Raw genomic sequence first — 12914 nt, 5'->3', positions numbered from 1 at the left:
AATAAATTGGGGCTTCTATTAATGATTAGAACAATGGTTAAAATAACGATTTTACTGCTTAGTCACCCTTAACAATCTTAGGTGGGCCTTTGAGTAAATGCTCATCAACAAACTCATCTGCAGAGTTATGATCTGCTGACTCATCTGTGATATAGCTTTGCTGCGCACGGTAAAGAATCAGACGATCACGTCCTAATCCGCGTAACAACGCATACATTATGACAAAAACCACTAAAGCAAATGGCAATCCTGCTACGATGGCAGCTGCCTGCAAAGCAGACAATCCACCAGCCGCTAACAATATGGCAGCGATAACGCCTTCTGTGGTTGCCCAAAACAAACGCTGAATCTTTGGTGGATTGGTATCGCCACCAGCGGTCAGCATATCGATAACAAAACTGGCCGAATCTGACGAAGTCACAAACCAAAGCATAATCATGACAACAATCATTAACGTAATCGGTTTGGCTAGTGGGTAGTACTCAACTAGCTTAAAGATTGCGCTACCGGTATCTGCTTGTACTGCTTCAACCAAACCTGGGCTAATACCTGTCACAGCAGAGGCAAGCTCCATATGAATCGCTACGCCACCAAAGGTCGTGAACCAAAAGAACAAGATAAGCATAGGGATTAACAGTACCCCAAACGTAAACTCACGGATGGTACGACCACGAGAGATACGGGCAATAAAGATACCAACGAATGGTGCCCAGCTCACCCACCATGCCCAATAAAATATCGTCCAAGCACTTTGCCAATCTGTTCCACTATAAGACTCGCCCCACGTACCCAAAGGCACGAGTACAGTCAGATAGTTGCCGATATTTTCGATAAAGCTATCAAAGATAAAGAGCGTTGGCCCTAAAGCCACCATGAATACCAATAAAACGATTGTAAAACCGATATTGATATCACTAAGGCGCTTAATACCTTTATCCAGACCCATCATAACGGAAGCGGCTGCAAGCGCTGTGATGAAAGCTATCAAACCGAACTGTACAGTGAGACTATTCGGCATGCCAAATAGTTTCTCAAGTCCCGCATTGATCTGCATCACTCCAAGCCCGAGTGAGGTGACCACACCAAACATCGTACCGAACACGGCCAAGATATCGACCGTATGCCCCCAGCGACCATAGATTCTTTTGCCGAGCAAAGGATACAAAGTTGAGCGAATCGATAAAGGCAAACCGCGACGAAAATGAAAATACGCTAACGACAGTGCCACAATCGTATAGATGCCCCAAGCGTGTAGACCCCAATGCATAAATGAGATATTCATCGCTTGCTTTGCGGCTTCAACCGTTTCGGCCTCGCCCATTGGTGGTGCCATAAAGTGATACAACGGCTCCGCTGTACCCCAGTAGACAAGGCCAATACCAATACCAGCAGAGAACAACATACCAATCCAAGAAAACAGATTGTACTGTGGTCGCTCCGTTTGGTTACCTAAACGAATATCACCATAGCGACTCATTCCTAAGTAAATGCAAAGCCCAAGCGCTGTATTCACTAAGATAATAAATAACCAACCGAACTTATCGGTAATAAAATTCTGTAAAAAACTAAAAACCGCCCCTGCTGTTTCAGTGAAAAGTGCGCCGAAAATAATAAATCCAACGATCAACAGTGACGATGTAATAAACACAGGTTTACTCACCCGTGGAAAAGGTCCTAATCTGCCTACTTTTACTTCTTCCATGTGCAAGTCTCAAAATTTAAGGAATATTACCTTAACAAAATAGGCTTTAACTATCAATCAATTACAAAATAAAACTTGATAAAACCTTTAAACTATTCTAATAAGATTGATAGTTTTTTTTAAAAGGTCTACATAAATACAGATCTAAAAGCAGCTTTATCATGATGTTATTTAGGCAATAATCTGAGTAATCGTCCACCATCACCATCTTCCAATACCCACACTTGTCCATCGACTGCCAGCACGCTACGAACACGCTCACCCATGTCATAACGATAGCGTTCAGTAGCACTATCATCTTCATCGACACTTACGACAATAAGCGCTTTTGAAGATAAACCACTGATTAAAAAATCGCCTTGTAATGCTGGAAAGTCATTGTGGCTACCAGCCGTATATAGACTCAGTGATGACGGTGAAATAACGGGTGTCCATGTGATTTTAGGCATTTTAAACTCAGGGCGAGTGTCGTGATCTGGGATTGGTGTACCTGAATAATTACGACCATTTGATACAATCGGCCAGCCGTAGTTTTTGCCTTTTTCAATCAGATTAAATTCATCACCGCCCTTTGGCCCCATCTCGTTTGCCCAAAGCCTGCCGCTTTCATCAAATCTTATGCCGAGCACATTGCGATTGCCCATTGTCCAAAACTGAGAGGCAATGTCATTGCTATCATTGACAAATGGATTGTCCTTTGGAACCGAGCCGTCAGCATACAATCTAATAATCTTACCTAGATTCATGCTCATATTTTGTGCAGGCTCTTTTTTCTGGCGTTCTCCTGAGCTGATATATAGATACTGTCCATCAGGTGAAAACAATAAGCGATGGCTATAGTGACCTTGCCCCGTGACTTTTGGAGATTGCTCCCAAATAGGCGTGATGACCTGTAGTGTGGGCGCATTTGTGCCTAATCCTGCCAGTGTCGCTTTGATTACTTTTGCCCCAAACTTATTACTATCACCCCCCTTTCCTGCTTCTACGTAGCTGATATATACAGCATTAGAAGTCGCAAAATCTGGTGCTAATATAATATCTCCCAAACCACCTTGACCACCATAGGCCACTTTAGGGATGCCTGCTACTTGTGTCTTGCTACCCGTCGCCGTGTCTACAATGAATAACTCTCCTGTTTTTTGCGTCACTAGTAGTTTGGGCGCTTTGCCATCTATACTGGGTAGTGCTGTCATAGCCCAAGGCTCATCAAAAGTGGCGACCGCTTTGGTTGTAAACTCAGGCTTGTCTGCGCTAACTTGAGCATCACTTGTCCGCATATCTGCTTTAGAGATTTGGCTCTCTTTCTGTTCTGGTACGTTGTTGCTGGTATTGACGGTTGCAGGATTGGAGCAAGCTGATGTGCTAAACAATAAAGCCGCAATGAGTAACGGCGATGTTAAGGGCAAACTTACACGTTCAATAGGGGTTGTCATGGTTTTGTCCTTTCTATCCCATTGGCATTTATTTTATTGGTCATCTATTTATTTATAGCATAGTCTTGATATTTAAGAGATATTTAAATGGTAAAAAAACAGTAACGCAAAATACCACCATAAACGAAAAACCCCTTACCTACGATTGTAGATAAGGGGTTTGTTTTAAACGTACAGTCAGGTCATAAAGACCTCAAGGCTAGAAGTGACTAGCTCATTCTAAGCTTATCAAAAGTTAGCTCGTCGTCGGCACCCACATCGACTTTGATAATATCACCTGCCACAAAATCACCCGCTAGTAGCTTCAATGATAATGGATTTTCGATCTCTTGTTGAATAGCACGCTTCAAAGGACGAGCACCATAAACAGGGTCATAGCCCACGGCAACCAATTTATTCATCGCGTCGGCTGATAGCTCAATATCCATCTCACGCTCTTGGATACGCTGACGCAAACGATTCAATTGAATATCAGCAATACCTGCCATCTGCGACATACCAAGCGGATGGAATACTACGATTTCATCAATACGGTTGACGAACTCTGGACGGAAATGCTGCCCAACAGAATCCATTACTTCCGCTTTAATATCCTCGTAACTTTCGCCAACCATTTCCTGAATCTTGTGCGAACCCAAGTTACTGGTCATGATAATGACGGTGTTTTTGAAATCTACCACCCGACCTTGCGAATCGGTTAAGCGACCATCGTCCAATACTTGTAGCAAGATGTTGAACACATCTGGATGCGCTTTTTCTACTTCATCAAACAATATGACGCTATATGGCTTACGGCGTACCGCTTCAGTCAACGTACCGCCTTCTTCGTAACCGACATAACCTGGAGGTGCCCCTACAAGACGACTGACACTGTGTTTTTCCATATATTCACTCATGTCGATACGTACGATTGCATCTTCAGAGTCAAACAAGAAGTTCGCTAGTGATTTGGTCAGCTCAGTTTTACCAACACCTGTAGGTCCTAAGAATAAGAACGAGCCTGAAGGACGGTTGGGATCAGATAATCCTGCACGGCTACGACGTACCGCATTGGCCACCGATTCGACCGCTTCGTTTTGACCGATAACACGCTCATGGAGCTTTTCTTCCATTGCGATCATTTTGTCACGCTCGCCTTGCATCATTTTACTGACTGGGATACCAGTGGCGGCTGCCACCACTTCTGCAATTTCATTGTCGGTGACTTTATTACGTAGCAGTTTGACACCACTACCTTCACCTGTCTGCTCTTTTTGCTCAGCCAAGTCAGACTCATGAATACGTCGTTCTAACTGCGGAATGGTCTCGTATTGCAGCTTACTCATGGTCTCGTAGTCGCCTTCGCGGCTGGCTTTGTCATAAGCGATACGGGCTTTATCTAGCTCGTCTTTTAGCTGTTGACTGCCTTTGACCAACGCTTTCTCTGCCTGCCAAACTTCATTAAGATCAGCGTACTCTTTTTCTAACTCTGCTATTTGCGCATCGAGCACTTTACGTTCTGATTGCGCGCCAGCATCTTCTTCGTTTTTGAGGACTTCGCGCTGCATTTTTAGCTGAATGAGGCGACTATCGAGCTTACCTAATGATTCAGGCTTGCTATCCATCTCCATGCGCAGGCGGCTGGCCGCTTCGTCAATTAAATCAATCGCCTTATCTGGTAGCTTACGGTCAGTGATATAGCGATGGCTCATGCGCGCAGCAGCAATGATGGCGCTATCTTGAATATCGACGCCATGGTGCAGCTCGTAACGCTCTTTTAGACCCCGTAATATCGCAATGGTATCTTCGACCGTTGGCTCATCGACCAAAACCTTTTGAAAACGACGTTCAAGCGCAGCGTCTTTTTCGATGTACTGGCGATACTCATCAAGGGTGGTCGCACCAACGCAGTGCAGCTCACCGCGTGCCAAAGCAGGTTTTAGCATATTACCCGCATCCATTGCACCTTCAGACTTGCCTGCACCAACCATGGTATGCAGCTCATCGATGAACAAAATGACATTACCTTCTTGCTTTGCCAAGTCGCTCAGTACGCCTTTTAGACGCTCTTCGAACTCACCGCGGAATTTTGCCCCTGCAATCAGCGCGCCCAAGTCTAATGACAACACTTCTTTACGGCGCAGACCTTCTGGTACGTCGCCATTGATGATTTTTTGTGCCAAGCCTTCTACGATGGCTGTTTTACCAACGCCCGGCTCACCGATGAGCACAGGGTTGTTTTTGGTACGGCGCGACAGTACCTGAATGGTACGGCGAATTTCTTCGTCACGGCCAATGACTGGATCTAGTTTGCCAAGCTCTGCTTGCTCAGTCAGATTAATCGTATATTTGTTGAGTGCATCACGCTGATCTTCAGCGTTTTGGTTATTGACCGTATCATCACCGCGCAGCTGCTCAATGACCGCTTTTAGTTTGCTTGCCGTCACACCTGCACTTTCAAATATCTTTTTGGTTTCGCCTTGCTCAGCGAGTGCCAACATGACCCATTCAGTCGCAATAAAATCATCGCCTTCTTTTTGCGCCTGACGATCTGCCAAGTTCAATATTTTTACCGAGTTTGGGTTTAGATTGACGTCACCTGTCGGCTCCGAAATGGTCGCTTGGTTATCGAGTGCTTTGGCAACGCCATTTTTTAGCGCTGGAATAGAAGCGCCTGCTTGTTGGCAGATAGATAAATTAGACTCATCTTGTAGCAATACCGCAAGCAAATGCACAGGATCAATGCCCGTATGATCACGACCTAACGCTAGGCTCTGAGCTTCTTGAATAGCTGATTGCAGTTTTTGCGTAAACTTCTCAAATCTCATGTTTATATCCTTTTATAATTAGTATTTTCAGTGGAACTTCTAGGGACTCTCCTAGTCTAGTGCCCACTGTTATCTGTAATTTATATAAGGTATGCATACGGTTATTTCAAGACAATAAATCAATAAAACCTTACTTAAGACAATGATATTTATTATAAAAAAATGACATAGGCTTTGATCCTCACAATGAGTTTTTTGTCATTAATCATATGTATCAAAGCACTATGTCAGACTATTTAGATAAGTTTTGTGCAAAACGAATGAATTATTCAAATGTTACACCATACGAATTGCCCCATCTAAGCGGATCACCTCGCCATTTAGATAAGCATTATCAATGATATGAGTGACCAATTTGGCAAACTCATTGGGAGCGCCCAAACGCTTGGGATATGGCACGCCTGCTTCTAGCTGCTCGCGGGCTTTTTCAGGAATGCTCTCCATCATCGGTGTGGCAAAAACCCCTGGCGCGATGGTCATAACGCGGATGCCATGACGTGCCAGCTCGCGAGCAAGCGGCAAGGTCAGACCAACCACGCCTGCCTTGGAAGAAGAATAGCTGGCTTGACCCACTTGACCATCAAAGGCTGCGATAGAAGCTGTATTAATAATAATGCCTTGATCTACATTCTTTTGTACATGGTTTTTTTCTGCATGCTCGCCTGCATTGCTATCATTCGCTATGCGTTTGGCAATGCTAGCCGCGACCAAACGGGCGACATTAAATGAACCGACCAGATTGACATTGACCCCGCGACTAAATGACTCAAGGTCTGCCGGATTGTTATCACGATCCAATAGCTTTTGTACCACTACGATACCAGCACAGTTGATTGAGCCTTGTAAGCCGCCAAAAGCTGACTCTGCCATTTCAACCGCTGATTGTACTTCATCGCCGTTAGTGATGTCACAGCGCACAAAGCGCGTACTATCACCCAGCTCAGCGACCAGTGCTTGCCCTGCTGATTCGTTTAGATCAGCGATGACGACGTTGCCGCCTTGAGAGACAATCGCCCGAGCCACTGACTCGCCCAAACCTGATGCACCACCTGTGACCAAAAAGCTATTCTCTTTAATTTGCATGATTATTCCTTTAAATCTTCATTTTTTATTAGCTGTTTTCTATGAATTATCTATAAACGCTCTATCGGGTAGTTACGCGGCAGATAAACTGCGTAGCAAAAAGCGTTGAATTTTGCCACTTGGTGTTTTTGGTAACTCGGTCACAAACTCGACCTCACGTGGATAGGCATGAGTGGATAGACGTTTACGCACCAGCTCTTGGATTTCTTTGGCGATTTGCTCGCTACCTTCGATGCCTTCTTTTAATACCACATAAGATTTGATCGTATGTCCACGCACTTCGTCTGGCACGCCCACAGCCGCAGATTCTGCCACTGCGTCATGCTCTAAGACGGTGTTTTCGACATCAGTGGGTCCCACGCGGTAACCTGCCGTAATGATAATGTCATCATCACGCCCTGAGAACCAGTAGCTGCCGTCACTATGACGCTCAACCACATCGCCTGTCAGATAGTAGTCATCAACGAAAGCTTGTTTTTCATTCCAGCTATAACCATGGAAATAAAACGCAGGTGACTGACTAACCACGACTGCTAACTGTCCTTGTTTACCATCTGGTAGTACCTTCATATCATCATCCAATACGACCAGCGTGTGACCTGGTAGCGCCATTCCCATTGAGCCAACTGGTGACTCGTGTTTTAGCGCATGATGCGCACAGCACGTCATGCCCGTTTCTGTCTGACCGTAATGATCTTTTACCTGACAGCCCAGATAGGTCTCGACCCAGTTAACGACCTCGGTATTCAGCGTCTCCCCTGCCGAGTTGGCACAGCGCAAAGCGAGTTTGGCGTTATTGTCTTCATTAACGTTGTCAAAAACGCCGCTGGATTTCATCATGCGAAATGCGGTTGGTGAAGAGGCCAAATTGGTGATCTGATGACGCATCATAAAGTCGCGCGTATTGGTCGCGTCAAAGCCTGCTTCATTAAAATAAGTCGTGATCCCTAATAGCAGTGGCCCTGTGATGGCGTAATACAATCCATATGCCCAGCCAGGATCTGCCATGTTCCAATATTGATCGTCTGCGCGTAGGTCAATGGCATAACGCATATATAGGTAAAAAGCAGGTAAGGCTGATAATGGCACACTCACTCCTTTTGACTTACCGACTGTCCCTGAGGTAAACATCTGCAAAAATGGTGCATCCGTATCGAGCGTGACGGGTTCCATCGTTTGCGCCTGTGATTCCATGGACTGACGGTAGTGATCGTCACCCCACGTCTGAGCGTCCTCAGTACTGCCGACCAATACCATTTTGGTTTGCGCGGCCAAATCATCAAACTTGCTGCGGTTCTCTACATTGGTAAAAACGACTTTGGTATCGGCTTTATCCATGCGATATTTGATTGAGTCATAGCCAAAAGCGGTGAATAATGGCTGATATACCGCGCCGATGCGCCATGTTGCCAATACAACGGTCAGTAGCTCAGGTGTACGCGGTAGCATCGTCGCTACTTTGTCCCCCGCTTTTACGCCATACGACTGTAGTAAGTTAGCGACTTGCGCACTGGCTTTATCAAGCTCACCAAAGCTCATGCGCGTGACATTGCCTGCCGTATCTTCGTGTACCAGTGCAGCATTATCCGCGCGGCCATCACGGACATGACGACCACAGCACGCCATATAGGCATTTAAGCGATCGTCGACATGTTCGCCAAAGATTTCTGACAGCAATGTATCCATGTCAAAATTATTATAATAATCGGTATAGTTTTTTGGTGTCGTTGAAGCATCTGTGTGACTGAGGGTAGGAGTTTGAGAAGCGGTATTCATAAGCTAATCCTTTAGCAATAGCAGATAAAATGATATTCATATTGTAAAACGGTCACATCCTATAGACCGTTTAATATCTTTGTATTTAACATGCTCTATTAGTAACGTATTTTTATACTTATTTCAATACATAACGTATCATTTTTATTTTATATAAATAAGCATGACCTATAACTATTTATCATCAAATAGCTAATAGTAAACTTAAAAAACTTGTAGGATCAAATATTTAAATTATTTTTGAAGTACTTTCTCAAGAATCGATATTTAACGATCAGCACTGAGAAAACCTAGTAAGGCTTTCTCCTCACAGCTTTGGTATTTTTTCGTACGACCGCGGCGTGCTTGTTTGTAGTCATCATAAAATTCCCCTGCCAAAAAACGCTCAATAATGATGGGGTGAATATACGACGCGCGGCATACGGTTGGCGTATTGCCCAGCTCTGCCGCCACGCTTTTTACCATATCGGTGACCAGCTGCTGACGCTCAGCACTTTCTGGTGCGCTGGCAAGTATGTTAGCGCCTGCCGTCGTTTGTAGCTCATCATATAGATAACTTGCCGCGAGTACACTTGCCATCCATGTTCGAAAATCTTTTGCACTATATAATTTGCTTTCGCAGTCCATACCGCATGTATGCATTCGCAAGTAGTCGTTGATATCGCTACTGTCGACGACTTGTTTATGTCCATTGTCATCTAAGTATTTAAATATTTGATAGCCCGGCAGCTCAGAACATGCCTGCACGATGTCAATCAAACGCTCATCTTGCAGCTCAATGTGGTGTTCTTTGGCGCTTTTTCCGACAAAATCAAACGCCAGTCCATTATCCGTTTCGCTGACATGCTTACTACGTAGCGTACTCAGACCATAGCTTTTATTTTGCTTGGCATAGCGGCTATTACCAATACGAATCAACGTGGTTTCAAGCAATTTGACCACGGCAGCGAGTACATTGGTGCGTGACAATGATTCTGCTTCCAAATCTGTCTCGACCTGCGCGCGTAAATTGGGCAGCGCCTCTGCAAAGCCTATCATCGCATCAAACTTGGCTTGGTCACGAATATTATTCCACAAGGGATGATACAAGTACTGCTTGCGTGATTTTTCATCGCGTCCTGTCGATTGCAGATGACCTTTTTCGTCTTGGCATATCCACACCTCCGACCACATAGGCGGTATCACCAATGCATCAAAACGCTGACGCAATGCTTTGTCTTTGACTGTCTTGCCCGTTGCATCGCGATAGGTAAAGCCGCGGCCCCAACGTCTACGCTCATAACCTGGTTCGTCGTCACTCACATAACGCAGATTGGCACGGCGTGCGAGACGCTCATAGTCATGGCGCACATCCTGCGTCGTCGACTGCTCGTTTGTTTTGCCCATAACAACACTCATCTAATAATTTTATGGTTTTAGCATAATCAACTGCGCTTATTTTTGCTGTTTGTTTGCCACGGACAAAGTGTAATCCTGTGTAAAATAAAGCAGTGATAAAAATAGCGATACGGGTTCTAAGTGCTGTACTTTTAAGGCTTAATTCAGCACTACTCACGACTTAAGTTTATAAAAAATAAATCATTCTCCTATGAAAATAAAGCCACTCGCCCTCGCCGATCATGATCTTTGGGCGCACTTATGGCAAAACTATCTCACGTTCTATGAAACCAGTTTGCCATCAAACACGACGGAGACGACGTGGCGCAATCTGCTTGATAAGGGTAAGCTCGAGAATGAAATACCCACCAAAAAAAGCCAAGCATCAAATGCTTGGCTTTTTTTATTTTGATACTACTTTACAATAAAAGTCATTATTTACCGTATACACATAAATAAGCGGTTTCGACGTCAACTTTTACTTGGAATTTTTGATTGGCTTCAACGGTGAAGTGCTCGCCAGCGTTAAACGTTTGCCACTCATCACTCTCTGGTAGCTTGACCGTCAATGCACCGCTCACCACGCTCATGGTTTCAAACTCACTGGTGCCAAATTCATACTCACCAATTTCCATAACACCTACTGTTGCAGGCTTGGTTGCTGTTTGAAAAGCAATCGAAGTGACTTTATTATCAAAATAATTATTTACGCTTGGCATAATCTTCCTTAATTACATGTTAGTTGGTATTTGAATTCTATTTTATAGACCTGCTTTTAGACTGGCTTCGATAAACTGATCGAGGTCGCCATCTAGTACCGCGCCCGTGTTGAAGGTTTCAACGCCGGTACGCAGATCCTTGATACGAGAATCATCGAGCACGTATGAGCGAATCTGGCTGCCCCAGCCGACATCAGACTTATTGTCTTCAACCGCTTGTTGTTTTTCCATACGTTTTTGCATCTCAAGCTCATAGAGCTTAGCACGCAGCATCTTCATTGCCGTGGCTCTGTTACCGTGCTGACTACGCTCATTCTGACAAGTCACCACCACACCACTTGGCTCATGGGTAATACGTACCGCAGAATCTGTCGTGTTGACGTGCTGACCGCCCGCTCCTGAGGAGCGATAGGTATCGATACGCAAATCCGCAGGATTGATGTCAATCTCGACATTATCATCAATCTCAGGCGAGACAAACACCGCCGCAAATGAGGTATGACGACCATTGTTGCTATCAAATGGTGACTTACGTACCAAACGATGGACGCCAATCTCGGTACGCAGCCAACCAAACGCATAATCGCCTTTAATCTCAATGGTGGCCGACTTGATACCCGCGACACTGCCAGCAGACACTTCAATCACATCTACCTTAAAGCCATGAGCTTCCGCCCAGCGTGTATACATACGCAGCAGCATCTCCGCCCAGTCTTGTGCTTCGGTGCCGCCACTGCCCGACTGGATATCCAAGTAGCAGTTGTTTGGATCCATCTCGCCGCTGAACATACGGCGGAACTCTAGATCAGCCACGCGCTGCTCAGCATCATCTAGCTCGCTTTGCACGTCAGCTAGCAAGGACTCATCCTCTGCTTCTACTGCCAACTCTAGCATGGCAGACGCATCTTCTAGCGTGGTTTCAAGAGAGAGCACCACATCGATGACACCATCAAGGTGGCTTTTTTCTTTATTGATCTTGGTGGCACGCTCTGGATCATTCCACAGCTCTGGGTTTTCTAGCTCTAAATTGACTTCTTCTAAGCGTTCTTGCTTACCATCGAAGTCAAAGATACCTCCGCAAATCCTGCCCGCGCTCGGATAAATCTTTAATCTGTTCTTGATACGGATTGATTTCCATAAGTGTTCCTGTTTTTCTAAAAAAATAAATAACGCATTTGGCGCTATTTTAAATGAGATTGATCATAAATGGTTGGCTAATTATCATGGTGATAACCACTTATGCATCCATTAAGCTATATTGACCAATCTTCTACTGCCCAGCGATGCGCCAAGGCATGAGCATGTAGCGCCTCATCAGGTGACACACAGATCGCCACATCCGCCCATTCTAGCAACGGGATATCGTTTTTGGAGTCTGAATAGGCATAGGTTTTTTCAAAGGTGATGCCCGCTGCTTGCTGCTTATCAAGCCATTTATCTAAATGGTAGATCTTGCCTGCCTGAAAGTTTGGTTTATCAGTCAGCTTGCCCGTATAACGATTGTCTTTGATCTCAAGCGGCGTAGCCAATACATTGGCTGACTCAATACCAAAACGCTTGGCAATAGCGGACACCACAAAATCATTGGTTGCAGAAATAATCACCACATCGTGCCCTTGCTCAATATGCTGGCACAATGCTTCCATTGCTTTTGGGCGAATATGTGGCTCGATTTCACTTTTGATGTAATCTTCTCTTAGCTCATCAAGTCTATCAAGCGGCAGACTACTCAAAAACTGCGCGACGAATTCATTGTACTCTGTCGCATCTAACGTCCCTTCGATATAGTCATTATAAAACTTCTGGTTGGCTGTACGGTACTCAGCCTCATCGACAAGGTCGTGCTTGACGATATACTCACCCCACAGATAGTCACTATCGACATCCAGTAAGGTATGATCTAAATCAAATAGCGCTAGTTGTTTTTGTTGTTTTTGTGCTGGATTTGCCTGCATGGTGAGACCTTATCGTTGGTTGTGAAAAAATATGGATCTTTTAGGGCGTGTTGAACATTCGC

At 44.9% G+C, this 12914-nt stretch carries 10 protein-coding genes; 1 reads left to right on the top strand and 9 read right to left on the bottom strand.

Translation table 11 applies throughout. The features are described 5' to 3' along the window. Nucleotides 1–58: 58 nt before the first annotated feature. From B3V51_RS03675 to B3V51_RS03650, 6 genes are all read right to left on the bottom strand, one after another. Nucleotides 59–1702 (bottom strand): BCCT family transporter, encoded by a 1644-nt coding sequence (locus B3V51_RS03675; protein WP_093068229.1) that lies wholly within the window; start codon nucleotides 1700–1702, stop codon nucleotides 59–61. A 167-nt stretch (nucleotides 1703–1869) separates the two neighbouring features. After that, nucleotides 1870–3135, bottom strand: a complete 1266-nt coding sequence (locus B3V51_RS03670; protein WP_286708008.1) for a PQQ-dependent sugar dehydrogenase — start codon at nucleotides 3133–3135, stop codon at nucleotides 1870–1872. A 209-nt stretch (nucleotides 3136–3344) separates the two neighbouring features. Continuing rightward, nucleotides 3345–5942, bottom strand: a complete 2598-nt coding sequence (gene clpB, locus B3V51_RS03665) for an ATP-dependent chaperone ClpB (RefSeq protein WP_284719506.1) — start codon at nucleotides 5940–5942, stop codon at nucleotides 3345–3347. 276 nt (nucleotides 5943–6218) lie between these two features. Beyond that, nucleotides 6219–7025 (bottom strand): SDR family NAD(P)-dependent oxidoreductase, encoded by an 807-nt coding sequence (locus B3V51_RS03660; protein WP_284719507.1) that lies wholly within the window; start codon nucleotides 7023–7025, stop codon nucleotides 6219–6221. A 72-nt stretch (nucleotides 7026–7097) separates the two neighbouring features. After that, nucleotides 7098–8801, bottom strand: coding sequence for an AMP-binding protein (locus tag B3V51_RS03655; protein WP_284719508.1), 1704 nt, complete (start codon nucleotides 8799–8801; stop codon nucleotides 7098–7100). Between the two features lie 267 nt (nucleotides 8802–9068). Beyond that, nucleotides 9069–10187 (bottom strand): DNA topoisomerase IB, encoded by a 1119-nt coding sequence (locus tag B3V51_RS03650; protein WP_093068457.1) that lies wholly within the window; start codon nucleotides 10185–10187, stop codon nucleotides 9069–9071. Between the two features lie 202 nt (nucleotides 10188–10389). Between B3V51_RS03650 and B3V51_RS03645 the strand changes: the two genes are divergently transcribed. Further along, nucleotides 10390–10590 (top strand): hypothetical protein, encoded by a 201-nt coding sequence (locus tag B3V51_RS03645; protein WP_186474262.1) that lies wholly within the window; start codon nucleotides 10390–10392, stop codon nucleotides 10588–10590. A 22-nt stretch (nucleotides 10591–10612) separates the two neighbouring features. Here B3V51_RS03645 and B3V51_RS03640 read toward each other — a convergent pair whose 3' ends face one another. The 3 genes from B3V51_RS03640 to B3V51_RS03630 all read right to left on the bottom strand — a co-directional run bounded on the left by B3V51_RS03640 (nucleotide 10613) and on the right by B3V51_RS03630 (nucleotide 12852). Further along, nucleotides 10613–10897 carry a pyrimidine/purine nucleoside phosphorylase gene (locus B3V51_RS03640; protein ID WP_186474260.1) on the bottom strand — a complete coding sequence of 95 codons (285 nt, stop codon included), beginning with the start codon at nucleotides 10895–10897 and terminating at the stop codon, nucleotides 10613–10615. Between the two features lie 42 nt (nucleotides 10898–10939). Then, nucleotides 10940–12035, bottom strand: a protein-coding gene (gene prfB / locus B3V51_RS03635) for a peptide chain release factor 2 (protein WP_156770966.1) whose coding sequence is annotated in 2 segments (ribosomal slippage) — nucleotides 10940–11962 and nucleotides 11964–12035 — 1095 coding nt in all. Because the reading frame shifts where the segments join, the coding sequence is not laid out codon by codon here. Nucleotides 12036–12150: 115 nt separating this feature from the next. After that, a complete protein-coding gene (locus B3V51_RS03630) occupies nucleotides 12151–12852 on the bottom strand; it encodes an HAD family hydrolase (protein ID WP_186474258.1) in 702 nt (233 codons plus the stop codon). Between the last annotated feature and the right edge of the window lie 62 nt (nucleotides 12853–12914).

This window comes from Psychrobacter sp. UBA2514 (assembly GCF_002341255.1).
Taxonomy (GTDB): Bacteria; Pseudomonadota; Gammaproteobacteria; order Pseudomonadales; family Moraxellaceae; genus Psychrobacter; species Psychrobacter pacificensis.
Note: the sequence above shows the minus strand (reverse complement) of the source record. Positions and strands in the feature narration are given on the sequence as shown.